This window comes from Lancefieldella rimae ATCC 49626 (assembly GCF_000174015.1).
GTDB classification, from domain to species: domain Bacteria; phylum Actinomycetota; class Coriobacteriia; order Coriobacteriales; family Atopobiaceae; genus Lancefieldella; species Lancefieldella rimae.
Window position 1 is genome coordinate 1 of sequence record NZ_ACFE01000004.1, and the last position, 24,673, is coordinate 24,673.

General features: G+C 50.7%; 22 protein-coding genes and 1 riboswitch. Of the genes, 5 read left to right on the forward strand and 17 right to left on the reverse strand.

The window, feature by feature from the left end:
• Both ATORI0001_RS06130 and ATORI0001_RS07895 read right to left on the reverse strand, forming a co-directional pair.
• The coding region (locus ATORI0001_RS06130; RefSeq protein WP_003150161.1) for an Ig-like domain-containing protein at nucleotides 1-1,581 on the reverse strand (1,581 nt) is incomplete at its 3' end.
• Nucleotides 1,578-1,715: a hypothetical protein gene (locus tag ATORI0001_RS07895; protein ID WP_003150373.1), complete on the reverse strand. Its 138-nt coding sequence runs from the start codon at nucleotides 1,713-1,715 to the stop codon at nucleotides 1,578-1,580. The genes ATORI0001_RS07895 and ATORI0001_RS06130, both read right to left, overlap by 4 nt.
• Before the next feature lie 505 nt (nucleotides 1,716-2,220).
• Nucleotides 2,221-2,373, forward strand: a riboswitch (FMN riboswitch).
• A gap of 7 nt (nucleotides 2,374-2,380) precedes the next feature.
• On the opposite strand from ATORI0001_RS07895, the gene ATORI0001_RS06135 reads away from it, so the two are divergent.
• From ATORI0001_RS06135 to ATORI0001_RS06145, 3 genes are read left to right on the forward strand one after another with little or no spacing between them, the layout of a single operon-like run.
• Nucleotides 2,381-2,986 (forward strand): ECF transporter S component, encoded by a 606-nt coding sequence (locus ATORI0001_RS06135; protein ID WP_040324647.1) that lies wholly within the window; start codon nucleotides 2,381-2,383, stop codon nucleotides 2,984-2,986.
• A complete protein-coding gene (locus tag ATORI0001_RS06140; protein ID WP_040324648.1) occupies nucleotides 2,979-4,796 on the forward strand; it encodes an ABC transporter ATP-binding protein in 1,818 nt (605 codons plus the stop codon). The genes ATORI0001_RS06135 and ATORI0001_RS06140 overlap by 8 nt, the downstream gene beginning before the upstream one ends.
• Complete coding sequence (locus ATORI0001_RS06145) at nucleotides 4,786-5,580, forward strand: energy-coupling factor transporter transmembrane component T family protein (RefSeq protein WP_003150368.1); 795 nt, start codon at nucleotides 4,786-4,788, stop codon at nucleotides 5,578-5,580. The genes ATORI0001_RS06140 and ATORI0001_RS06145 overlap by 11 nt, the downstream gene beginning before the upstream one ends.
• Before the next feature lie 35 nt (nucleotides 5,581-5,615).
• Here ATORI0001_RS06145 and ATORI0001_RS06150 read toward each other — a convergent pair whose 3' ends face one another.
• The 3 genes from ATORI0001_RS06150 to ATORI0001_RS06160 are packed head-to-tail and all read right to left on the reverse strand — an operon-like array spanning nucleotide 5,616 to nucleotide 8,123.
• On the reverse strand, nucleotides 5,616-6,413 hold the full coding sequence (locus tag ATORI0001_RS06150; protein ID WP_003150278.1) for a hypothetical protein: 798 nt from the start codon (nucleotides 6,411-6,413) through the stop codon (nucleotides 5,616-5,618).
• Nucleotides 6,410-7,195 (reverse strand): hypothetical protein, encoded by a 786-nt coding sequence (locus ATORI0001_RS06155; RefSeq protein ID WP_003150413.1) that lies wholly within the window; start codon nucleotides 7,193-7,195, stop codon nucleotides 6,410-6,412. The genes ATORI0001_RS06150 and ATORI0001_RS06155 overlap by 4 nt, the downstream gene beginning before the upstream one ends.
• Nucleotides 7,185-8,123 carry an ABC transporter ATP-binding protein gene (locus ATORI0001_RS06160; protein ID WP_244851847.1) on the reverse strand — a complete coding sequence of 313 codons (939 nt, stop codon included), beginning with the start codon at nucleotides 8,121-8,123 and terminating at the stop codon, nucleotides 7,185-7,187. Before ATORI0001_RS06160 ends, ATORI0001_RS06155 begins: the two co-directional genes overlap by 11 nt.
• A gap of 235 nt (nucleotides 8,124-8,358) precedes the next feature.
• On the opposite strand from ATORI0001_RS06160, the gene ATORI0001_RS06165 reads away from it, so the two are divergent.
• Complete coding sequence (locus ATORI0001_RS06165; RefSeq protein ID WP_003150236.1) at nucleotides 8,359-12,204, forward strand: phosphoribosylformylglycinamidine synthase; 3,846 nt, start codon at nucleotides 8,359-8,361, stop codon at nucleotides 12,202-12,204.
• A gap of 388 nt (nucleotides 12,205-12,592) precedes the next feature.
• On the opposite strand, the gene ATORI0001_RS06170 is transcribed toward ATORI0001_RS06165, so the two are convergent.
• Together ATORI0001_RS06170 and ATORI0001_RS06175 are read right to left on the reverse strand one after the other, a co-directional pair.
• Nucleotides 12,593-12,901: a helix-turn-helix transcriptional regulator gene (locus ATORI0001_RS06170; protein ID WP_003150341.1), complete on the reverse strand. Its 309-nt coding sequence runs from the start codon at nucleotides 12,899-12,901 to the stop codon at nucleotides 12,593-12,595.
• A 192-nt stretch (nucleotides 12,902-13,093) separates the two neighbouring features.
• Nucleotides 13,094-13,414 carry a rhodanese-like domain-containing protein gene (locus tag ATORI0001_RS06175; RefSeq protein ID WP_003150169.1) on the reverse strand — a complete coding sequence of 107 codons (321 nt, stop codon included), beginning with the start codon at nucleotides 13,412-13,414 and terminating at the stop codon, nucleotides 13,094-13,096.
• 201 nt (nucleotides 13,415-13,615) lie between these two features.
• On the opposite strand from ATORI0001_RS06175, the gene ATORI0001_RS06180 reads away from it, so the two are divergent.
• Entirely contained in the window at nucleotides 13,616-14,392 is a 777-nt protein-coding gene (locus ATORI0001_RS06180) for a MerR family transcriptional regulator (RefSeq protein ID WP_003150337.1), read from the forward strand.
• 237 nt (nucleotides 14,393-14,629) lie between these two features.
• On the opposite strand, the gene ATORI0001_RS06185 is transcribed toward ATORI0001_RS06180, so the two are convergent.
• From ATORI0001_RS06185 to modA, 10 genes are all read right to left on the reverse strand, one after another.
• A complete protein-coding gene (locus ATORI0001_RS06185; protein ID WP_003150176.1) occupies nucleotides 14,630-16,414 on the reverse strand; it encodes an ABC transporter ATP-binding protein in 1,785 nt (594 codons plus the stop codon).
• Nucleotides 16,415-18,232: an ABC transporter ATP-binding protein gene (locus tag ATORI0001_RS06190; RefSeq protein WP_003150180.1), complete on the reverse strand. Its 1,818-nt coding sequence runs from the start codon at nucleotides 18,230-18,232 to the stop codon at nucleotides 16,415-16,417.
• Nucleotides 18,233-18,487: 255 nt separating this feature from the next.
• Nucleotides 18,488-19,006, reverse strand: a complete 519-nt coding sequence (locus ATORI0001_RS06195) for a MogA/MoaB family molybdenum cofactor biosynthesis protein (protein WP_003150282.1) — start codon at nucleotides 19,004-19,006, stop codon at nucleotides 18,488-18,490.
• A gap of 2 nt (nucleotides 19,007-19,008) precedes the next feature.
• Nucleotides 19,009-20,043, reverse strand: a complete 1,035-nt coding sequence (locus ATORI0001_RS06200; RefSeq protein ID WP_003150247.1) for a molybdopterin-binding protein — start codon at nucleotides 20,041-20,043, stop codon at nucleotides 19,009-19,011.
• Nucleotides 20,030-20,518, reverse strand: a complete 489-nt coding sequence (locus ATORI0001_RS06205; protein WP_003150336.1) for an MOSC domain-containing protein — start codon at nucleotides 20,516-20,518, stop codon at nucleotides 20,030-20,032. The genes ATORI0001_RS06200 and ATORI0001_RS06205 overlap by 14 nt, the downstream gene beginning before the upstream one ends.
• On the reverse strand, nucleotides 20,515-20,994 hold the full coding sequence (gene moaC, locus ATORI0001_RS06210; RefSeq protein ID WP_003150197.1) for a cyclic pyranopterin monophosphate synthase MoaC: 480 nt from the start codon (nucleotides 20,992-20,994) through the stop codon (nucleotides 20,515-20,517). Before moaC ends, ATORI0001_RS06205 begins: the two co-directional genes overlap by 4 nt.
• 1 nt (nucleotide 20,995) lies before the next feature.
• Nucleotides 20,996-21,943 carry a GTP 3',8-cyclase MoaA gene (gene moaA, locus ATORI0001_RS06215; protein ID WP_003150344.1) on the reverse strand — a complete coding sequence of 316 codons (948 nt, stop codon included), beginning with the start codon at nucleotides 21,941-21,943 and terminating at the stop codon, nucleotides 20,996-20,998.
• Complete coding sequence (locus tag ATORI0001_RS06220; protein WP_003150409.1) at nucleotides 21,936-23,039, reverse strand: sulfate/molybdate ABC transporter ATP-binding protein; 1,104 nt, start codon at nucleotides 23,037-23,039, stop codon at nucleotides 21,936-21,938. Before ATORI0001_RS06220 ends, moaA begins: the two co-directional genes overlap by 8 nt.
• A gap of 2 nt (nucleotides 23,040-23,041) precedes the next feature.
• On the reverse strand, nucleotides 23,042-23,731 hold the full coding sequence (gene modB, locus ATORI0001_RS06225; protein WP_003150266.1) for a molybdate ABC transporter permease subunit: 690 nt from the start codon (nucleotides 23,729-23,731) through the stop codon (nucleotides 23,042-23,044).
• Between the two features lie 38 nt (nucleotides 23,732-23,769).
• A complete protein-coding gene (gene modA, locus ATORI0001_RS06230; RefSeq protein WP_003150322.1) occupies nucleotides 23,770-24,645 on the reverse strand; it encodes a molybdate ABC transporter substrate-binding protein in 876 nt (291 codons plus the stop codon).
• Between the last annotated feature and the right edge of the window lie 28 nt (nucleotides 24,646-24,673).

Below are 24,673 nucleotides of genomic sequence, written 5' to 3' on the forward strand. Positions count from 1 at the left end.
ACATTTACGGAGATTATCAAACTGTCCCTTCCAACCGCTAGCTTCATCAAGCGTTACCGTCTTACCGGTGTCAACACCGTCAGCAAGAAGGTGTACGGTGACAGGTCCTACCTTAGGACCAATCCAGCTCTTCTTTACAGGAAGCGAAATCTTAGTTGGCTTATTGGTGACTTTCTGAATGGCACCGCCTGTAGGAGTTACCTGAAGTGTGTACTCATCAGTTCCAAGCTCATAGCCTTTAGGAGCAGTTTTTTCCTTAACCTTATAGGTGCCTTGTACCAACACACCAGAGGTTACCGTACCATCCGCTCCTGTAGTAAGTTCAAAGGTGCTACCGTCAGGTTTAGTTACTGTAAATACAGCATCCTTCAGAGGTGTCGTACCATCTTCATCAACCTTGACAAGTTTGATTTTGCTTGCAAGATCACCGCTTGCGCTACCGCCACTTTCAGCAGATTGGTGCGTTGCAACTACTTCTTTCTGCTTCTGGTCAGAATCAAGCTTCATATGATTCTTGAGTACTGTACCAGGAACATACGTAGTTCTATATATGAGTCGGTATTGGTCGCTCGTATTTCCCAAACTAAGCGTAAACGACGTCATATCTGCTGAGAATTTCAATTTACCACTATTAATAAGATCATTCGCCTTGTATTCTTCTAAGACGCTGGTATCATCACCCATTTTGTCATATACAACTTTTCTAAGAATAAAGGAGTCTTTAATATAAGTCATACCTGAAGAGCCGAGGCTATCAGTAACTACCGCATTGGTTAACGAGGCCTTACTAAAGTTAATTCGAGACCACCATTCTGCTTTTGTTTTATCAGAAGTACCTTGGCCCCATTTTGTTAGATATTCTTCCTGAATTGGCTTTGAACCATTAATGTTTACACCTGTAGTAGCCGTATGTGAATGTCCTGCAACGTTACCATTGACAGTTATATCAAACTTATTTTCTTGATCTTTTTTAATTTTTGTTTCATCAAAACGGGCAGCTAAGTTAATACTTCCTTTTACGTTATATTTATTCTCCACGCCTTTACCGAAGGTAACATGTACCTTACCACCAGTATCATTGGGACCAGGAGTTACATGGGCATGTGCAATAACATTCCCGTTATCATCTGTGATATCAAAGTCTCTTGCTGTTGTACCAGAAGGGAACTTCATATTATTTGGAAGATCAATATCAAAGTAGTCTCCCTCATGCAAATCAGTACCATGCCCCGTTGCATTCCAATCCATCTTTAAAAGGAACGTATCTGAGTGAAAGAGGGTATCTGCTTTTTTATGATCTACAGTTTGAATCTCAAAATTCGTAATATTTACATCAACAACCTTAGGAGCTGCAACAGCACTCATAAGCGTTACAGGAGCAATCAAATTGCTCGAAAAATTTTGTTCAGTCGTTGTTTCAATATCTTCTCTAGACGAAGGGCCTGCCCTTGTACCATTGATGTCCTGATTAGCACCGTCCTCAGATACCTGTTGCTCTGAAGAGGAGCTTTGCTTATCCTCGGGAACAGTCTTGACTTGCTCTTCTTGAGTCTCTTGATCTTTAGCCTCAGAGCCATTCAAAGCTTGCTCAGTAGCTGCCTGAGAAGCATTGTTTCAGATGTACTCTCATCAGCAAATGCATTAAGAGCACCTCCTGGAATCATAAGACTCACGGCAAGTACTACTCCCAAGAAATTGCAGAATTTCTTTCTCATGGTGTACCTCACCTTTCTTTCTGCTTAGCTGCCTTGCATCTAACATACCGACATAAAAAACCTTTTTCCAAGCTGATAGCAACCATCGTTATCACACTTGGTAAAAGCTAAACAATGCTTGATAAGCATACTTTTAAATTTGTGGTGAATCAACTAACATATGCAGTATCTTCATGAATCCACATTTTAACTTCACAATTATCCAAAGAAAGTTTTGGACTCTCAGAGATACCTCTTATTTTAGAAGATATCTATCTACCTGTATAATCATGAAAAAGTATTAACTAGTTAACTTAATCAGATAACCAAAAGACTCAATACTCTTTAAGTTTTTAAATACACTTTAAAACTCTCTTGTCTGTCCGATAAAAATAATTAGAAGTTTCGATATCACTATATCCTTTAAAACTTTCAACCCTCAATAGCCGAAAACCTCTTATATAGAAGTCTTCGTTTTTTATTACTGCCTTCCTATTAATAAGGCCTAAACGTGCTATAGTTTTCGTGGAAGTTTCAGGGATGGGTGCAATTCCCTACTGGCGGTAACGTTTAAGCGCATAACAGAATGCGCCATCAAACGAAGTCCGCGACCCGCGCAAGCGGCTGACTTGGTGAGAATCCAAGACCAACGGTACAGTCCGGATGAAAGAAGCGGAGATATCAATATGTCTACAGCTCATACAACTAATCAGTCTCATGCAGTGCATGCTACCAGCGCATCTGCAAATGGCTGGTCAACCAAAAAAATTGCAATCCTTTCCATGCTGTGCGCAGTATCGGCAATCTGCACTCTTGTATTGCAATTCCCTATTTTGCCTGGTGTAACCTTCCTTAAATATGATCCGTCCGGCATTATCGCCCTTCTCGCCGGCATTGCATACGGACCGGCAGCAGGAGCCGTTGTATCAGTCCTTCCCTACCTCGTACACCTCGCAACCGAATCGGGAATCTACGGAACCGTTATGGCTATCTTGGCAACGCTTACCATGACGCTTCCTGCGACTGCCATCATTCACGGCCGCACAACTTCCACCAAGGTCATGGTTTTTGGTCTTGTCGCAGGCGGTGTCTGCAGCGTCATAGTCTGCATCGGAGGCAACCTCGTCGTCACACCAATCTACACCGGCATGAGCACAGATGCCGTTATTGGGCTTATTCTGCCTGCGCTTCTCCCCTTTAACATCGTTAAAGTTCTTATCAATGGCATCGTATGCGCCCTTATCGGTAAGTCTGCTCTCCGTGCTCTTAACGTCTTTTCTCCTCATGCATAATCCAGCGAACACTACGGCAAAAACAGAGACCATCGCATCTTTAGAGGACGTCACTTTTGTCTACGAAAACGGTACGGTGGCCCTCGACCACATTTCATTGAGTATTGAGGTCGGTAAACGTACCTGCATTATTGGAGCTAACGGCTCCGGTAAGTCAACCTTAGCCTCGCTTCTCTCCGGCCTTTCTGCTCCTGATTCAGGCTCAGTAACACTCGTTGGCGAGAAGGTCTTTGTTGCCGGAACGCCCAACTTTCAAGCGTATGAACAGGCTCGACGACAGCTCGGGTTGGTGTTTCAAAATCCAAAAGATCAAATAGTTACGAGCATCGTTGATGAAGACATTGCTTTTGGCCCTGAAAACCTGCAGGTTCCCAGCAATGAAATTAGTAGACGCGTAGCACGGGAGCTCAAACGAGTGGCCCTTCTCGACCGCGCTCATGCAGACCCCGCAACGCTCTCGGGAGGCCAACAGCAACGCGTAGCCATTGCCGGAGCGCTCGCCATGAATCCCAAGGTTCTTATTCTTGATGAACCCTCCGCTTCGCTGGATGTAATTGGTAGACGCGGCGTCATGAAACTGGTTAATACGCTTTGCGGTGAAGGTCGCACCGTTGTCCATATTACACACTTTATGGAAGAAGTAGTTGGCGCTGATCGCGTGGTTGTTCTGAGCCATGGACGGATTGCCTTTGACGGAACGCCGACCGACTTTTTTGCACGAGAAGCGCTTGTGACGTCTCTCAACCTCAGAGAACCCTTTGAGGTCAAACTGGTAAACATTCTGCGCGCGCACAACATAACGCTCCCCTGGACCATCTCAGCGGATGAACTGTTTCAAAATCTGTGTGCACTTCTCGGCCAAGTGAGTGCACACTCAAAAGCTAACGATCCAAAACGTGATGAAAGTAGCCTTGGCCTCACAAAGTCCCAGCCGCCCACAACAGACACCAAGAGTCCCATCGTTCATGTTGAAGATGTTTCTTACGCATATAACCAAGCTGCCCTTACCGATGTTTCATTTGAGATTTTAGCCGGCACGACCACCGCACTCATTGGCGCTACCGGATCAGGAAAGTCTACGCTCGCGCGCCTTCTGTGTGCCCTTGAAGTTCCTGACTCAGGTCACATTACCGTTGACGGGATACCCACGGATTCCAAGAAAAACCGCCGCCTTTTGCATGGCGTCATTGGTTATGTGATGCAACACCCCGAGCGACAACTTTTTGCGCAAACCGTTTTTGAGGACGTCGCGTTTGGTCCCACTAACTTGAAGCTCTCCAAAGAAGATGTAAAAGAGCGCGTGGAAGAAACGCTGAGTCTGGTTGGGCTTTCTCACAAAGCGCAGGCCTCGCCCTTTGAGCTTTCTGGGGGACAGCAGCGACTTTGTGCTTTAGCCGGTGTTTTAGCCATGAATCCACGTATTTTAATACTCGACGAGCCAACTGCGGGTCTTGACCCTCACGGCCGAGCGCATCTGCAATCTGTTTTGGATGCCGTCCGAAAAAACGGTACCACCATCGTGGAGATTACCCATTCCATGGACTACGCAGCCCTTGCTGACCAGGTAATTGTCCTACACAAAACTCACCTTATTGCCACGGGTACACCACACAAGGTCTTCTCCTCCCTTGGCGAGAAGGAACTTCTCTCTTTGGGCCTTGGTCTCCCACGACCACTTCTATGGTCAAAGCGAATCTGGGAGAAAACCGGCATAGATCTTGGTCAGCCTCTTTCCCTGCGTGAACTTGCAAGTACTCTTCTCCGCCAACTGAAAGATCAACAACTGCGAGGTGAGACGCATGGCGCTTAAAATCTCTGTCGGCCAGTATTACCACGCCGATTCTCCTGTCCACGCGCTTGACCCTCGAATCAAGTGTGCATGCGCACTCACACTTATGATTTCAACGTTTTTTGTACATTCGGCATCTCAACTGGCATTTCTTTGTATTAGTGCACTGTTTTTCATGGTTATGGCAAAAGTTCCTGTCAGGCAGGTTATTGCATCGATTATTCCCATTGCCTGGCTCTTGGTGTTTCTCGCCATCTTCAATGTTTTGCTTACACAAAACGGAAACCAGCTTTTTGCCTGGGGACCTTTTACCATTACCGATATGGGGGCGTGGTCGGCAATCCTCTATCCCGTGCGTATTTTAGTTGCAATTTTGATTGGTGCGCTGCTTATGCTCACCACAACGCCAAAAGAGCTTGGCGACGCATTTGATGCCGCATTTTCTCCCCTGTCGCGCATGGGTCTTCCCGGGCACGAGCTTGCCATGATATTCTCGCTCATGCTGCGCTTTATCCCTACACTTGCCCACGATGCCGCCGCAATTTCCGATGCCCAGGCCTCTCGAGCCGGAGATGTGGCACACGGATCAATTATCGCGCGTCTGCGAACTTTGAAATCTGTACTGGTAGCACTTCTTGCGAGTGCCACTCGACATGCAGAGAACCTGGCACGAGCGCTTGACGCTCGAAACTACGTGGCTGGAGCAGAACGTACCCGCTGGCATCCCTATACGCTGCACATCCGTGATGGAATCGCACTTCTCGTTACGTGTGTGTATATTGGCGGACTGGTGGCTTTGAGGTAATGACAACCATATACCGCTATCGGTAGTTCAGCAGACTAAATCCCCATGCCTTCAACGTGTCCTGTCTTTCTCTGAGTGCTCACGCTGAGCTTCCACAACAAAATCGCTGCAACCGTCCAAAGGGCGAGAAGTGCCGTCAAAGCTCCAATCCATGCGGTGATTTCAGAGCTACCAGCGCTCCCAAGTTCTCTTGCCGCATCGGTAAGCCAGCAAAGTGGTAACAGATGCAAGGCTTTTGTAATTACAGGGGGAAAATATGTAAGAGGAATGACGCTTCCACCCACAAGAGGAAATACAACGAGAAGGACGTTAGTTACCGCAAAGCCATCAGAAAAGAAAAGACCTGCTATAGAACCTAAGGCTCCAAAAATGCTGCCTCCCACGGTAGCGAAAAACAACAAGATACTCAGCGATAGTAAAGAAAATCCACCAAATCCTGCCAACCACACTGCAATACCTGACGTAATAAGTGAGCTCAGAAAACAAATGAACACAATCACAACGTATCGCCACATAAACATGCGGGCGGTTTGATGAGACGAAAGGGTCAAAAAGGTCGTAGTCTTGGCAAAACGGTCAAACACCACGATGTTAGCGGAGCATTGCAAAGCCAAAATCCACGCAGGCCCCACAAATGCCGCAACCAGAGCAGACAGCGACGAGTCAGAAAGCTGCATACCAAAACAATAAAAGAAGAGGTATGTCAGAAGTGGTTCGACCAGAAACTGTACTACAAATGCGTGCAGAGATCCCCAACTCTGAAGTGACGTAAGGGCAATCCGCGTACACGAGCGCAAAGTCTGCGCATACCACCTCATGCGTTGACGTATCAAGAGAAGTCTCCTTCCCTGCGTACCCGCGCAAATGAAGCAGCAACTACCTTGCTTCCAACAATGGCAAAACAAATCGAAAGCGCACAGGCAGCGATACAAAGCAGTACCAGCTCTTGAGCGCTGACAGCCGCAAGAATCTTTACCGCAACGGTGAGCGGATGGATACAAAAGAGCAACTGCACAGGTCTGCTAAAGTTTGAAAGTGGTACTACGATTCCGGAGATAAGCCATACACCGGTAAGAATAAGACCTTCGTAAATTGAAGCTCTTCTCGTCAACAGATATAAGGCAGAAAGACAAAGAGCAGACGCAGCACAAGCAAGTGTTGCAAGAAGAATTGCAAGCAAATAAACCGGGCGAACCACGACTTGATGAAACCAAAGGAAACCAAATAAAAGCGACGCTGGTATGCCCAAAACAAGTCCCAAAAACGCTGCCGATGCAATAAGAGGTACAAAAACCGCAGGTATTCCTTGTGGACTTAGTAAAAGATATGGAAACGTGCCTTGAAACCGTTGGTAGCCGATAAGACCGGTAGCAAGGGTGGTAGCAGCCCACAAAGAGGCGATGGCCGAATACACCCAAAACGCTTCACTGCCAGCCGTATCACCTGCAAAGGAGAAAGCCTTCAGAAAGGAAAAACTTACGCCCGAGCCTAAAACGCTGATAATAAAAAACGGTGTATGCAGAAGCGTTCGAACATGAAAGCTTAACATCATAAGTTCGGAAGGCAAAAAGTCCAAAATGCGTATCTCTAAAATGTGCCTCGCTTTATCGTTCATCTTTCTTGCACCTTCCACTCAAAAGACCCAGATAGACTTCTTCCAGCGAGGGGTTTCTCTCATTAACCTTTTTCCACGTAAACGTTCGCTCGTCAAGCTCGTTCGGGACAGACGCGGTCCAAGCAACATCAATGTAGTACGAATCAAACTTGTCGAGAACCTCAACGGATGAAACACCGGCCTGTTCTTTAAGCTTTTTGATCTGGTCTTCAGAAACAGCATGCGCCAGATAGGTAGACACATGATTGATCTCAACGCTGTTTCTCATCTCTTCAAGAGTTCCTTTGAAAATACTCTTGCCATCTTGAATGACCACGACCTTGTCAGCCAAAAGCTCAACTTCCCGCATGGTATGTGTAGTCAGAAGAATACCGCTGGGGACATGACGCAACTCTGAAATGAGCTGACGAACACCTGACGCGCTCTCTGGGTCAAGCCCTGCCGTAGGCTCGTCCAACAATATCAGGCTGTTTTGTGCGACAAGAGCACGTGCAATATGCAGCTTCTGTCTCATTCCACGCGAAAATGTTCGAACCGGCTGATCTCTGACTTCAAAAAGATTAACTTTTACCAGCGCTTCATTGATAAGAGCTTTCTGCTTGGTTAAAGGAACACCGGATACCTGCGCAAAGAAAAGCAAGTTGTCCACCGCAGAAGCACTCAGATAAAAGCCGTCTTCTCCGCCAAGAAGCAAAGAAAGGTGTCTGCACGCCTTACGCGGTTGCCGTACCGCATCAGCGCCGCAAATCTCCACAGTGCCGGAATCGGGAAGAAGCAGCGTGGAGGCAATTTTTACGGTGGTAGTCTTTCCTGCTCCGTTGGGACCAAGCAAACAGACTATCTCTTGGGGATGTATATCCAGCGACAAATCAGAAAGGACACTGCGTTTTATTCCCTTTACTTTATAGGAACGGCAGACGTTTTCCATATGAAGTATCGGATGTGTATGTTGCATTATTTAAGCCCTGCCGATCAATTCATGTATTACTACTCACAGTATAGCAATTACCCTCGTAGCACCTTCAGTTGATTTCAATACAACCTTTCACACTAAAAACTTGTTACAAAAACAGACACTTCTCGCCAAACGCAACACCTGCGTTGTAATCGTACCGTAGAATAGAGATGGTTAACTGAGCGCTCTGCACGGGAAAGGTGGACCTATGGTCTTGCGCGTTTATGTTCAAAGAAAGCCCGGTTTTAAGGGTGAGGCAACTTCCCTTCTCAAAGAGATTCAAGACTTACTTGGCATTACTGAACTGCGCCATATAGACCTCATCAATCGCTACGACGTTGAGGGCATCTCCGAAGAGCTTTTTGAATCGTGCATTCCCACCGTCTTTTCCGAGCCACAGTCTGACATTGCAACGCGCACTATGCCAACGCCGCACTACGCCGGCGAACAGGACCTTGACGAGCAGGGCCTTGGTGAGAAGAGCCTTCCCGTCCACACGTTTGCCGTCGAGTTTCTCCCCGGCCAATTCGACCAGCGCGCCGAATCCGCTGCCGAATGCGTGCAGCTCATCAGCCAGGGTGAGCGTCCGACGGTGCGCTCCGCTCGCATCTATGTCATCACCGGAAACTTGAGCGAAGCCGACGTCGTCGCCATCAAGAACTATGTCATCAATCCGGTTGAAGCGCGCGAAGCGTCACTTAACCTGCCTGAAACACTCAAAACCGCCGTTCCCGAGCCCGCCGATGTCGAGATTTTGAACGACTTTCGTGAGCTGGACAAAGCGGGGCTCAAAGATTTTCTCGCCACACGCGGCCTTGCTATGGACGCATCTGACCTTGCATTTTGCCAGCACTATTTTTGCGAGGAACACCGCGACCCAACCATCACTGAAATTCGCGTGATTGACACCTACTGGTCGGATCACTGCCGGCACACCACCTTTAACACCGGCATCACGGGCGTACAGATAGACGATCCCGTCATACGGGCGGCCTTTGAGAAATACCTTTCCCTGCGCCACGAACTCGGCCGAGAAGACCGAGCCGTCTCGCTTTGGGATATGGCTACCATCGGCGCCAAGTACCTGCGCCACCGCGGCGTCCTTACGACTTTGGATGAGTCCGAAGAGATAAATGCCTGCACCGTTAAGGTAAAGGTTGACGTCAACGGTCATGATGAAGACTGGCTTTTTCTCTTTAAGAACGAAACTCATAACCACCCCACCGAGATCGAACCGTTTGGCGGTGCGGCAACGTGCATCGGCGGAGCCATCCGCGATCCGCTTTCCGGACGCAGCTATGTCTATCAGGCCATGCGCGTAACCGGCGCGGCAGACCCCACGGTTCCCGTATCCAAAACGCTCCCCGGTAAACTTCCGCAGCGCACCATCGTCCGCACGGCGGCAGCCGGGTACTCTTCTTACGGCAACCAAATCGGTCTTGCAACGGGTCAGGTTTCGGAGCTCTATCACCCGGGATATGTGGCTAAACGCATGGAAATCGGTGCCGTTGTCGGCGCTACACCTGCCGATCACGTCCGCCGCGAACGCCCCGCTGACGGTGATGCCATCGTGCTCTTAGGAGGTCGCACCGGTCGCGACGGTATCGGCGGCGCAACCGGCTCCTCCAAAGCTCACGACGCCTCTTCCATTGAACGCGACGGCGCGGAGGTCCAAAAGGGCAATGCCCCTGTTGAGCGCAAGCTTCAACGGCTTTTCCGCCGCGGTGATGCGTGCCGCCTGATTAAACGCTGCAATGACTTTGGTGCCGGCGGCGTATCCGTTGCCATCGGCGAGCTTGCCGACGGTCTGGACATTAACTTGGACGCAGTACCTAAGAAATACGACGGTCTTGACGGCACGGAGCTGGCCATTTCCGAATCCCAAGAGCGTATGGCCGTGGCGCTTGACCCCGATGACGTTGCGGAGTTCTGCCGCTATGCCCGCGAGGAGAACCTTGAGGCTACCGTGGTTGCCCGCGTAACCGAAGATCCTCGTCTGGTGATGCGCTGGCGTGGCGAGAAGATCGTCAACATCAGCCGCGCATTTCTCGCCTCAAACGGCGCTCCTAAGTCTACGACCGTACGACTGAAAAAGCCTGAGGCTTACACGCGTTACAGACACGCCTGGGCAGGATCTACGCTGCGAGAAAAGCTCCACGCGTTGGTGCAAGACCTCAACGTTGCCTCCAACAAGGGTCTTTCCGAACGCTTTGACTCTACCATCGGCGCAGCTACCGTGCTTATGCCCTTTGGCGGCACACGTCAACTGACTCCTGCGCTTTCCATGGTGGCAAAGCTGCCGGTTTTTGGCGAGACAACCACGGTCTCGGGTATGGCGTGGGGCTTCAACCCTTACCTCATGGAATCCGACCAGTTCCGCGGAGCGTATCTTTCCGTTGTTGAGTCCGTTTCGCACCTGGTGGCAACGGGCTTTGACCACACACGGCTCTACCTTACCTTCCAGGAATACTTTGAGAAGCTTCGCGACGATCCCGCTCGTTGGGGCAAACCTGCAGCGGCGCTGCTTGGTGCTCTCATGGCACAGATTGACCTTGGGATCGCAGCCGTCGGCGGCAAAGATTCCATGTCCGGCAGCTTTGAGGACTTGGACGTCCCGCCCACGCTGGTCTCTTTTGCCACCGGTCTTGCACGCGTATCCGATGTTGTTTCACCGGAGTTCAAAGGTGCGGGACACCGGCTTGTTGTTATTGCCCCTACCTACGATGATAACGGCTTGTTGCCTGAAGCGACATCTCTCAAGACAGTCTTTGAGCTGGTCACGTCACTTGCGCGCTCCGGAGCTGCCCTTGCAATTACCACACCCGGCTACGGCGGAGATGCCGAGGTGCTTTTCAAGAGCTGCCTGGGCAACGGAATCGGCGTTGAGCTTGAGCCGGAATATGCGGCCGATAAACTCTTCTCGCCGGCATACGGTTCTTTTATCGTCGAGCTTAAACCCGGAGCTTCCCTTGATGACGTTGACGGCATTACCATAGCTCCGCTTGGAGTCACGACCTCCGAATACACGTTTTCTGCGTGTGGCGAGAAGATCGACCTCGCCTGGCTTCAGGAGGCGTGGGAGCGTCCGCTTGAGGGAGTGTTCCCGTATCGCAGCCACGGCGCAGGTGAGGATTCCGACGCTGTCGAAACTGTCACGTTTGACGGTACTGCCATACGACACAAATACAGCGGTCCCGCACTCAACCGCCCCGCAATCGATCACCCCGCGCTCATCCATCCTGCACGGCCCCGCACGGTAATCCCCGTTTTCCCAGGTAACAACTGCGAATACGACGTTTCTCGTGCCTTTGAGCGAGCCGGTGCCGAGCCCACGACGCTCATCATCAACAACCTTACGGCTTCTGACATTGCCGAGTCCGCAAACGCACTCGCCGCAGAGATCGACCGCAGCCAGATTGTCATGATTCCCGGCGGATTCTCGGGCGGCGACGAGCCCGACGGTTCCGCCAAGTTCATCTGCGCGCTGTTCCGGTCGCCCCAGGTCACCGAAGCAGTCCGCCGACTCCTGAACGACCGCGACGGCCTTATGCTGGGCATTTGTAACGGCTTCCAAGCCTTGATTAAGCTGGGGCTCGTTCCTTACGGCGACATTCGCTCCATGGACGACACCTGTCCGACGCTCACTTTCAACACAATCGGTCGCCACCAGAGCAAACTCGTTCGCACTCGCGTGGCATCCACGCTGTCGCCATGGCTTTCTCGCTGTACGCCCGGCGACATCCACACCATTGCTATCAGCCATGGCGAGGGTCGCTTTGTAGCTTCCAAGGAGCTTCTCGCCCGCCTCAAAGACGCAGGTCAGATTGCCACACAGTATGTTGACGCGGAAGGCGTCCCAAGCATGGATCTCTCGGTCAATCCCAACGGATCCATTTGGGCTATTGAAGGCATTACCAGCCCCGACGGTCGCGTGCTGGGCAAGATGGGGCACACCGAGCGCGCAGGTTCCGGCCTGTACCGTAACATTCCCGAGCTTACACCGGGCGACCAGTTCCAACCGCTCATCGAAGGCGGCGTTGATTATTTCGCATAGAGCAAGGGGGCGCAAACGACATCTAAGTATCTAGGTATTACCTGATTGGCTTAGGGTGTCGTTTGTGCTTCTCGACGTTTGTGTCTCTCGGCTATATGGCTATATGCTTTGTAATTTATATGCTATCTTACGGTGCTTCAAAGAATGCGGCTTAATGCGCGCACGAAATTTCCGTACTTCAAAAACACCTACAACTCAATTTAACGAAAGAGGTACCAAACCCGGTGTTTAGTGGTGATTTGATTCACCACTAAACGCTCAAATTCCGAGAAAACCACCACTAAATGCCATTTTTTCGGAAAAAACTACCACTAAACCTCACAAATAGTAGAAATCCGAGAAAAACCTGTTTAGTGGTAGTTTTCTGAAACGCCAAGACGTGCCGACATTAGGTGCGCGGCTTCCTTACTCTTTGTGGCAAAGCCTGCTCAGAGCGGATTCGACCATAGTCCGTCTCGTAAGGATCGGTGGCATCAACAACGTCGTCAAGCGAGAATACCGCGCGACATACATTAAGAAACGTTGCAAAACTCACCGATGGATCTCCGTTTTCAAGTCGCGAAATGGTAGCACGCGATACGGCGGCTTTATCGGCGAGTTGTTGGGAGGTAATACCGTACAGCTTCCTCCAAGTAGCAATATTCTCGCCAATGCGCCTTGCTGCTATTTTTGTCTGTGCAGGAATGGGTCTGTACACGGTATCCTAACGTCAATAATCTGATACGATATAGCCATTGGTGTAGCATATTTATTTCGTTATGTAGTACATACATCCGAAAGATCTCAGATCAAAGACTCTTTAGATTTTTTCCAGATATTCCGCACGCGAGAAGAACCATTCCGCTATCGGCCTTATCCGCTGCCGCTCACTATATGAGACTATAAGGCGTTATTCAAGAGGACCGGCATACCCTCGGATACCACCAATATTGCGTATATTCGTATAGCCCATCTGCTTCAAGGCCTTCTCGGCACGCGCACTACGGGCTCCGCTTGCACAGTACAGAAAAAGCGGAACCGTGCGGTCCGCAACGACTGAGGATATCCGCTCAATATCGGAAAGGGGAACATTTACGGCATCTTTTATATGACCGGACGCATATTCATCTGCCTCGCGAACGTCCACCAAAACAGCGCCCGAGGTCTCGCGAGCCTCAGCGACACCTTCGTTGATATTTGCCCCACCGCTAAAGAAAGAAAAGATACTCATAGAATTCCTCGCTTCAAAATGAACCGCAACACACCCATACGGATAACAGGATAAAACATCCTCGCGTTCTGAAGCTCCCAACGTTTTTATCATTTCAGCTTGACCCTTACGCAACGTAAGGGATTACTATCCTGTCATGGACCATGGCCATGATTCACACAAAAGATGTTGAAGGTATAACCGATACCGGAGGTTACAACCGTGGCAGAACAATACTCTGTAGGAGCACTTGCCAATATGGCGGGAATTTCTGTCCGAACCCTGCACCACTTTGAAGCGCAGGGATTGCTGCACCCCAAGCGCCTGGCAAACGGCTACAGAGTCTACGGAACAACTGAGACAGACCGGCTGCAGCAGATCCTGCTTTATCGCGAGATGGGCGTGTCGTTGTCGGATATTCGTCAGATACTTGACGATCCATCCTTCGATCAAAAAGCCGTTCTCGCCCAACACCTCAAAGAACTGCAAGCGCGCAAAACACACATTGAACGACTTATCAAAAGCGTAACAAAAACACTTGAGAGCTTAGAAGGAGGTACTCCCATGAGTACGGAGGAAAAGTTTGAAGCATTTAAACAGGACCTTATCGATAAGAACGAAAAGAAATATGGAGCAGAAGTGCGCAAACGTTGGGGAGATACCATCGCTGATGCGTCAAACGAAAAAATAAAGAAGCTCACTAAATCCGAATGGCAGCATCGCGACGAAATCGAAAAAGAGTTGAAAGCCGAACTCATTGCAGCCGTCAAAGAAGGAAACGCAACGGGTACCCATGCTCTGCATGCCGCTCAGCTACATGCTGAGTACCTGCGCTTATCTTGGCCAGACGGGCTATACTCCGCAGAAACGCATCGAGGGCTTGCACACGCCTATCTCGCTGACGAACGATTCAGGTCTTACTACGATGCATGGATTCCCGGGGCTACTGAAGTTCTTGTAGATGCAATCGACCATTTGTTGTCTGAGTCCACTGACTAAACAGCCGAGAAGGCTCACAAAGACAAAGCTTCAGCCAGAAAATTCAGCTGGAAAACTACACGAATATATGGCGGGGTAAAGAAACTGCGTGGTTAGATAATGTACTTTAAGGCTTGTAGGCGATGTACCACAATTATGGGACATCGCCTACAAGTACAAAATAAGAATCAATGGCAAAAAACTCATATTCCACCTACAAAGCCTGACAGCTTTTCACTAGAGCGCCAAAGCTTCTTGCTAAAGCGCCCATCCGGAAGATTGTTGCTGCAACTCAGACATATGGCGGAACAGGCCACCTTCTTTTGCGCGCAGCTCGGCGGGAGACCCTTCCTCAGCAACTTTGCCGTCCGCCAACACCACGATCTTATCGGCATTTTCAACTGTACGCATGCGGTGAGCAATCACCAGAACCGTCTTGCCGGCAAGCAGTCGAGTGAGCGCTTCTTGTACCTTAGTCTCGTTTTCCACGTCCAATGAGGCGGTTGCCTCATCCATAAGCACGATTGGCGCATCTTTTAGGAGCGCTCGGGCAATCGAGATGCGCTGGCGCTCCCCACCCGAAAGCCTGCTGCCGTTCTCGCCAATCATGGTCTGGTAGCCGTCAGCGAGCTTGTCGATAAATTCATCACAGTTGGCAGCGCGAGCCGCCGCCAACACCTCTTCATCCGTAGCATCTTTGCGCCCGATGCGAATATTTGCCATCACGGTATCGTCAAAGAGTGTGACATCCTGAAACACCATGGCATAGTCGGTAAGGAGCACCTCAGGATCAATATCGGCTATGTTCACGCCGCCCACGCAAATCGTGCCGGAAGAAGCATCCCAAAGACGAGCCGCAAGACGTGCGCAGGTGGATTTCCCCGAGCCTGACGGTCCGACAAGAGCCGTCACCTCGCCCTCCTTTGCCGTAAAGCTCACATTGTTGAGTACCGAAGACGGATTTTCTTCTTGGATGTTCTTCTCGCCATGTGCGCTTTTTGTTTTGTATGCAAAACTCACGGAATCAAATACGATATTGTGCCCGTCTGGAGCAAACGTGTCTGCTCCTTCAGCAACGGGTTCATCGTAGATAGCCTGCAGACGCTCAGCCGAAACCTCGGAGATAAAAAGCTCCGCGATAAGCGCCAACGCCTGGTCAAAGGGGGCATATATGCGGCTTACGGTAAGTAAATACATAAAAAAGACCAAAAAATCAATCTGACCGGCCAGCATGAGGTTGACACCCAAGATAATCGTTGTTGCCACGCCAAGGCGCATGATGACAGAGGCTGCGTTGACTACAAGCCCAACCCTCAGCTCTGCAAAAGCAGTACTTTGTTCGGACGTATCAATCTTAGCTTCTAGTTCACCAAGGTGGCGCTCAACCTGATTGGTAGCACGAATCTCACGTGCGGTATCGAGCATTTCCTGAATGCCGTCAGATACAATCAGGGCGTCGGCACGAGACCTTCTGGTGCTTTTGGCAAAGACTTTGCGCAGGCCAAAGAGCAAGCCAAACGCTACGGGCACACCCCACATAACCGCAATGCCCATACGCCAATCAAACGCAATAAGTGCAACGGCTACCACGGCCGTCGAAATATATGAGCCGTATAAATAACCAAGCACATGCGACCACACATGTTCCAAGCGATCAACGTCGCTCATGATGGTCTCGGCAAGATCGGCCAGATCACGACCGGCAAAAAAGGAGAGCGGAAGTTTACGCAGACGTTCGGCCAAACTTATGCGGATTTTTCCAACTTCTCCGTATACGGTGCCGTAGGTATTTTTGTATTGCATCTTATGGGCAACAAACGACACCACCAGAAACACGACGATGCCGCCAACATACGGCAATAACTCCGGAGAGGGAGCACCGCCAAGCAACGTCGCCATCAGTTGTTTCATGAGCATGAATAAAATGCCGATACCCGCAAAATCAATAAAGTTAACGATAACGGTCCAAAACGTGCCCTTCTTAACGTTTGCGACACCTTGGTCGGTAAGAGCAAACTTGCGCTTAAAAGCCTCACCAAACATTTACGCCACCTCCTTTGAAATCTTCCACGAAACAGCCTTCTGATAGTCGGCCCACATGCGCGCATACAGGCCGTCCCCATCCACCAGCTCTGCATGGGTACCCTGCTCAACTACCCGTCCTTCATCAAGCACCACGATGTTATCGGCACCCACGACGGTAGAGAGACGGTGCGCAATCATGACCACTGTACGACCTTGCGTAAGCTTGGCAAAGGCCTTTTGAATAAGGACTTCGTTCTCAGGATCGGCAAAAGCCGTTGCCTCATCAAGAACCACAATCGGTGCATCTTTCAAAATGGCGCGGGCAAGAGCAATGCGCTGCTGCTCACCGCCAGAAAGGAAGGTTCCGTGCGTTCCGATAATCGTATCCACGCCGTTCGGCATTTTCTCGATAATGTCGCTGCATTGAGCAGCCTCAAGCGCACGTAAAACTTCCTCGCGCGTTGCCTCGGGACGAGAAGCGCGCACGTTTTCCAAAATCGTCGTCTTAAACAGACGGTTATTCTGAAACACGAAAGCAACCTGCTCCATGAGTACTTTGGGATCGATCTCCCGTACGTCAACACCACCAACCGCTACCGAGCCCGAATCGACATCCCAAAAGCGAGGTATAAGACTTGCAGCCGTAGTTTTGCCACCGCCGGAAGGTCCCACAAGAGCCACGGTAGATCCTGCGGGAACCGTAAACGTCACAGTATCCAGGGCTTTCTTCTCGGCCCCTTCATACGTAAAGCTCACCGTCTGAAACTCGATGCCATTACCTGCAGGTACCTTGGGATTTTTAGGCACGCTCACCTGCGGAGCGGCGAGAATGTCCTCAACACGCCGCAGCGCGTCTTCTGCCTGCATCATGCCACCGGCGGCAAACATAATCTTTGCCAATGCGGTAGACATGACTGCCGAGAAGATCGCATAAAACGCAAAGTCTGTCACGAGGCGCACAAAATTACCGGAAGAAATTGCTCCCGGTACCAAAAAGATTGCGACGGGAATCAAAAACACGAAAGCCGCTTCAGTGAAGCTGAGATTGACACTATACGGGTTTTCACAGACCTCACCTTGGTACTGCTCGGCCTTAGTGCTGTATTCGTCAATGGCTTTTTTGAATACCGTAAAGGTATGCACCGTCTGCTGAAATACCTTTACCACAGGGATACCGCGCACGTATTCGGTACTGGCTTTGCCCATTTTATCGAGTGCCGTCTGATACTCGGTCATATAATTTTTGCCTTTACCGGACATTATCAAGGACATTGACGTTACGGAAATAATCACGATCATGAAACACGCAAGTCCCATGCGCCAATCAAATATAAATAGAAGAACCAACATTGAGACAAACATCGAGATAGAGCCTGCGATATCTGCAAGGTTATGAGCACACAGCTGCTCAATATTGAGCGTTGCCGCATCCATACGACGTCGCAGGATACCTGATGCATGGGTATCGTAATAGCCCAGAGGTGCTGCCATCAGGCGTTTTGCGCACGCTTTGCGCATGTTGGTCTCAATACGAAATGCCGCAAGATGCGTACACATAAGGCCGCCAAAGTAGATCACGATACCCGCAACGGCAAACCAAAAAGCCATCCACCCGTAGCCTGCAATACTCGTTGCTTCCCCCCATTTTGGCGCAACCGCAATAAGGTCGCGAACAACCAGCCAGATAAAAACGTAGGGCATCATGGTAAAAACCATGGAGATAGCCACAAGAACACAGCCGATGATGGTAAGCGGCCGTCGTGTTCCTGCAAAGTCCAAGATGCGAGAGATTGTTCCTCGCTTCTTTTTATTTTCTTGCTTTTTCTTATCCACCATATAAGCCTTCTTCCCCAACGCTTCATTTTTAACGAATAATGTTATCTTAGGCTAACTTATGGAAAAAAGTAAGACTGTTATTCCGGCATTCTCATGGGCGCAATTGATTCTTAATTTGATTTCAGAGAAATTTTCTGCTTTGAAGCGGATTTTGATTGAGCGTACGATTCATGAGAAGAGACCCCAGATCGACGGCGTATCATACCTAACTTGCCGATGGGGTCTCTACTCTATCTACCAGCTACGGTGTCCAGTCTATCCGTCAGAAACGACACCGCGAAGGATCTCCAGACCGTGAAAGACAGGTTCGATAACTGCAGAAATGTTTTCAACTGCAGCTTTGGGACTACCCGGCAAGTTGATGATAAGCGTGCGTTTCGCAATACCGGCAACCTCTCGTGACAGACAGGCCTTGGGCGTTATCAGCATCGACGCGCTGCGCATGGCCTCGGGGATGCCGGGTGTCAGGCGCTCACATACTTCGCATGTTGCCTCGGGCGTTATGTCGCGTGGCGAGAAGCCCGTCCCACCCGTCGTTACTACCAGCGCAACGTTGTCGGCAACGGCGGCGTGCAAGGCGGCGACAATCTCTGCGTGCTCATCGGGTACCAGTACTACCTGCTCTTCAACCGCAAAGCCCTTCTCGCCCAAAAAGGCAACGAGAGCCGGGCCACTGGTGTCCGCTCGCTCCCCACGTGAAGAGCGGTCGCTCACCGTGATAACCCGCGCCGTAAATGATTCTTCGTGTGTCGCGGCAGCTCCTTGGTGTGCCATGGCTACTCCTTTACGATAAGGCCGCCCTCACCCAGCACTACGAAATCGTGTTTGGTAAGTTCAATACCGGCAGCAATACGAGGAAGTACCAAGTCAAAAACAGTCGTGGCACTGTACATGACGCAACCGGGAAGGCCGAGGACGGGAATGGCGGAGGCACCCTTGTCGGCAGCATCAAGATATCCCAGACACATCATCGCACCCGGAAGCACCGGAGCACCGTACGTTACAATCCGCGCACCGGAGCGTTTAATGGCGCCGGGCGTGTTGTCGTCAGGATCAACGCTCATACCGCCCGTACACGCAATCAGATCGACTCCCAAATCCCGCGCTTCATGAATGGCCGCAACAAGCGCGTCCATATCATCGCCCGGCTTTGCGCAGTGCACCGTCTTAATGCCAAAAGCAGCAAGTTTTTGTTCAACGACCGGCGTGAACTTATCCTCGATAAGCCCTTTCTGCACTTCGGATCCCGTGGCGATAAGAGCCGCAGTTTTCACGCAAAATGGTGCTACCCGCATGAGTGCTCCGCGGTGCGCAACGTCAGCGGCGGCTTCTGCGGCCTCCACAACAGACGCATCAACCACCAGAGGAATAACGCGTGTGCCGGCAAGCGGGGTACCCTTCTTCACCGCAGTATGACCGCGACGAGTGGCAATCATTACCTCGTCAACCGCATTAACGGCATTCAGACGTTGCGTATCAAGCTCAAAAACACCGTCAACCGCTGCGGTAATGGTGAGTTTTCCTTCATGGGGCTCTTTGGATACCACGCAATTCTCGCCATGGCAAAGCGCCGCCATACGGTATGCCGCGTCGTTTTCGTGAAGCTGATCCTTCCCCAGCTCCCACACAAACAGATGCTCCTTGCCCATGCTGAGCAGCACGGGAATATCGGCTTCTTCCACTACGTGGCCTTTCTTAAAGCGCACACCCTTAAAGCGCGTTTTGTCGTCAGCGCTCTCACCGGGAATGATTTGGGTCATGTCGTGGCACAGCACGTGCCCGACCGCATCTTCCGTTCTAATCTGCTTCATGCCGAAGCTCCTTTGCGTCTAAAACATGAATAATATCTCCGGGTTTGATAGTACCGCCACGCAAAACCACCGTAAAAATACCGTCGGTGGGCATGACGCACGTACCAATGAGTTTCCGAATCTCGCAGTCATGATGACAGGTCTTGCCGATCTGTGTCACCGCGAGAAGAGCCTCTCCTATTGCAAGCACCGTACCAACCGGCAGCGCGCGCAAGTCAATGCCGGAAGTAAGAATATTCTCGGCAAAATCTCCCGGATGCAGCTCTGCGCCCTTCTCGCGCATGGTATCAACGGACTCGTTGCCTAAAAGACTCACCTGACGGTGCCAGTTTCCGGCATGCGCATCGCCTTTGATACCTTCACCCACACAAACCTCAATGGACTCAACGGGCTTTTTGCGTGTACCCTTTTTCACGCTGATGCAGCAGCTGAGCACCGTACCCTCTGCAGCGGATTTCACGTTCTTAAAACTCATTCGCAATTTTCCTCTCGCACAAAATGACCGGATGCTCCGCCGTCTTTCTCAAGCAGGCGAATCCGGCTGACAACCATGTCTCGCTGATGAGCCTTGCACATATCATATATGGTCAGACAGGCAACGGAAGCCGCCGTGAGGGCTTCCATCTCAACACCGGTCTGCCCTGTACAACGACAAAACGTCTCAACAGCAATGCCGTCTTCTTCAAACGAAAACGAAATATTTACTCCGGTGAGCTGGAGCGGATGACACATGGGAATGACATCTGAAGTGCGCTTTGCCGCCATGATGCCAGCCACCTGTGCCACTGCCAAAACGTCACCTTTTTTAATGCCGCCGGTACGCACCAACTCAAGCGTATCGGAGCGCATGAAAATCTTCCCTCCCGCGCGAGCCGTGCGCACCGTTATATTCTTGGCAGAAACATCCACCATACGAGCCCGTCCCTCTTCATTAAAATGGGTAAGCGCCATCTTAGCCTCCAATTTCATTCATCGCCCGAAGCGATTTGCTTGCGTGCGTCAAATCGATTGCATGACCTTTAGGTTTTTGAGCAATCCCCTTGCTTAAGGCAGACAAGAGTTCCTCACCCGAAAGTCCCCGGAGAGCAATCTCATGGGCCGAATGCAAACAAGGCTTTAACATACCGTCTGCGGTCACGCGAATCCTGTCGCAAGAGCTGCAAAACGTATGCGTCATGGGGCGGATAAGTCCCACCTTCCCCTGCCAACCGGGCGCGCCAAACAGCTCCGCCACACCGCCTGAGCCAAGCGGTATAAGTTCCGGCAACACATCGAGCACGCAATCGGCACTCACAAAACGCTCGGTCGGCCATCTTGAGCATTCGCCCATACGCATAAGTTCAATAAAGCGCACGTCAACAGGCTCATTTTTAGCCATTTCTGCAAGAGGACGAATCTCATCCTCATTCAGGCCGCCCAACAGCACAGCGTTGAACTTTGTGTGAGTAAATCCCGCTTCCCGCGCCGCTGCAATACCGGCAAGCGCATCGGCAAGCGTTCCGGTACGACTCAGCCTTGCGTAGCGTTTGGGATCAAGCGTATCAAGCGAAATATTGAGGCGAGAAAGACCGGCCTCCTTCAGATCTTTGGCGAGAGGTGCAAGTAAGGTGGCATTGGTGGTCATGACCACTTCTTCGATGCCATCTACCGCAGAGATCATACGCGTCAGATCCACAATGCCTCTACGCACCAAGGGCTCGCCTCCGGTAAGACGAACTTTTTTCACGCCAAGTTGTGCCGCGGCCTCAACAATCATGCGCATCTCTTCAAACGAAAGAATATCTTTATGGCAAAGCATGGGGACACCCTGCGCCGGCATGCAGTAGAGACAGCGACAATTGCAGCGATCCGTAACCGAAAGCCTGAGGTAGCGAATATTTCTTCCCAAATCATCACGCATGTGGCAACTTCTTTTCTTCCGCCGCGTCATATTCTTTTGCACTATCACAAAGAGGCATAACACACTCCGGGGCAATGTAGAACAAGATCCGTTGAGGTTCACCCAAGCTCGCCCAAGACTCTTTAGAACACTCATAGCGAAGAAGTGTGCCTCCGGGTGTTCGGGCCATCACAATGGTTGAAAACGTATTGTCAATCACACGATCAACCTCACAGGGAATAACATTTTCGTATTCAGTGGTGCAACCAACTACCTTAAAATAATGCGCGCGAATCCCAACGTATGTCACACTATCATCCATGGGCAACGCGGTGGTAAGGTTCAATCCCCAATCATCACAGAAAAGGCACTTCTCGCCCACCTTATGAGCACGGGACACGTTCTTGCATCCGGAAATACGTGCGGCGGCAAGCGTCACGGGTGTCGAAAAGAGCTCTTTTACCGATACTTTTTTATCGGAGTTCCCCTGGTTTATGACGCACACGGAATCACAGAGGCGATATACCTCGTCGCGATTATGGGAAACGTAAACTGTCCCTCCCGGAAATGTACGCAGCGTATCGCTCAGTTCAAACTCAAGCTGCCAGCGAAGATAACTGTCGAGTGCCGAGAAGGGCTCGTCGAGCAAAATGAGATCGGGCTTGCTGGCAAGAATACGCGCCATGGCACAGCGTTGCTGCTGACCGCCGGAAAGCTCATGGGGACGACGGTCAAGAAGACTCTCAAGCCGCATCTTTTTGAGTTGTTCGAGCGCACACGCTTCACGCTCTGCCCGTGTTGCCCCTTGGGCCCCCACCAGCACGTTTTGCATCACACTCATGTGCGGAAAGAGCGCATAGCTCTGAAACAGATACCCAACACGCCGCTCTTGCGGCGGCACATTGACGTGGGCTCCGGAATCAAACAGAATCCGATCGTTGAGAACAATGCGTCCACTGTCAGGCTTCACGATACCGGCAATGCACTTGAGCGTCATTGATTTACCGCAGCCCGAAGGGCCGAGAAGCGCCAAAACCTCATTGCTCTTCTCGACGGCAAACGAAACATGCAGATCAAAGCCACTCAAGTGCTTGGTAATGTCAACGGAAAGCGCCATGATCAAGCCCCCTGAGCAGGAGTTGCCACATGCGTCCGGCGGCTCCCTTTTTCAAAAACATTAAGGGCGAGAAGCACCACGGCCGAGATGGCGAGGTTGATAAGCACCCACTGCATGGCAGCCGCATCGTCGCTGGTTCTCCACAGCTGGTATACCGTCGTTGACACGGTTGCCGTCTTACCGGGCGTATATCCGCAGATCATCGAAGTGGCTCCGTACTCGCCCAGCGCACGTGCAAATGCCAGGACGGTTCCCGCCACAACACCTTTCATGCAGCACGGCATTTTGACATGCCAAAACACCCACGTGTTTGATTTGCCCAGTGTCCGGGCCGCATCGGCAAGCGTTTCGTCAAAGCTCTCAAATGCGCCTCGAGCGGTACGGTACATAAGCGGCAAGCTCACCACAACGGTGGCAAAAATTGCCGCGTACCATACCATGGTGAGTTTTATGCCAAATACGTCCAGCACCCAAAGGCCAATGGGACGGCGTGGACCCAAAAGCAGAAGGAGCAGATAGCCCACAACCGTCGGTGGCAGCACCAAAGGCAGCGTCAATATAACGTCCAAAAACCCTTTAACAACCCGAGGCGTTTTGGCAACAAAGTTTGCAAGAGCAATGCCCAACAAAAAGACAAGGGCAGTTGATGCCGCAGCAATCCTCAGCGAGTTATACAGCGGATACCAATCCATAAAAACCAATCCAGAGAGAAACGTGAAAACCCGAACAACTATGCCTTCGAAAGCGGAGTAAAGCCGACCTTCTCAAAGCACGCGCTGGCATCAGAGGTCTTCAGGAACTCAAGGAATTTCTTTGCGAGGTCTGCCTGCTTTGCATTTTTGGTTGCAGCAGCAGGATACACCACGCGTCCGCACATCTCCTCGGTTGCCTCACCGACCATCTGAAGCTTTGCAGAGGTGGCATCGGTCTTATAGATAACGCCGCAGTCAACGGAAGCTTCTTTAACCTGTGTAGTAACTTCCTTAACATTGGTTCCGTATGAGATATGCCCCTCTTTGGCAAGCGCTTCTTCATCGAGTTTGTAGTACTTCAAAATCTTCTGCGTGTACTGACCAACGGGGACATCTGAGTTGCCCATGCCAAGCAAAATCTCACCTGCACCAAGCTTTTGAGCCATGTCATCAAAACTCTGAACGGCTTTGGGGTTATCCTGAGGAACGCACAGGGTAACCTTATTCTCAAGGATGTCAAAACGAGTATCGGATGCAATGAAGTCCAGATCTTTATCGTGATCTTTCTTGGCGTTTGCATCAAGCTGATTCATCTGCTTCTGGCCGGCAGAAATGAAAACATCACAGTCAGAACCCTCTTCTATCTGCGTCTTGAGTGTGCCTGAAGAATCAAAGTTGAAACTGATATCAACACCTTGATTGTCATTCTTAAAAAGCTCTCCGGCCTCGGTCAGACTTTCGGTCAGAGATGCAGCCGCAAAAACAATGAGCGTTTGAGCATCGGCTTTCTTCTCGCCACCGGACGTGTCTTCCTTTTTAGCTCCGTTACTACCACAGGCGGCAAGCCCAAGTGTGGCAACTCCTGCTGCGCCGACAATGAACGAACGACGGGAAACACTGTTTTCGAACTTCATACAAACTCCTTTAAACGAACCTAACCTT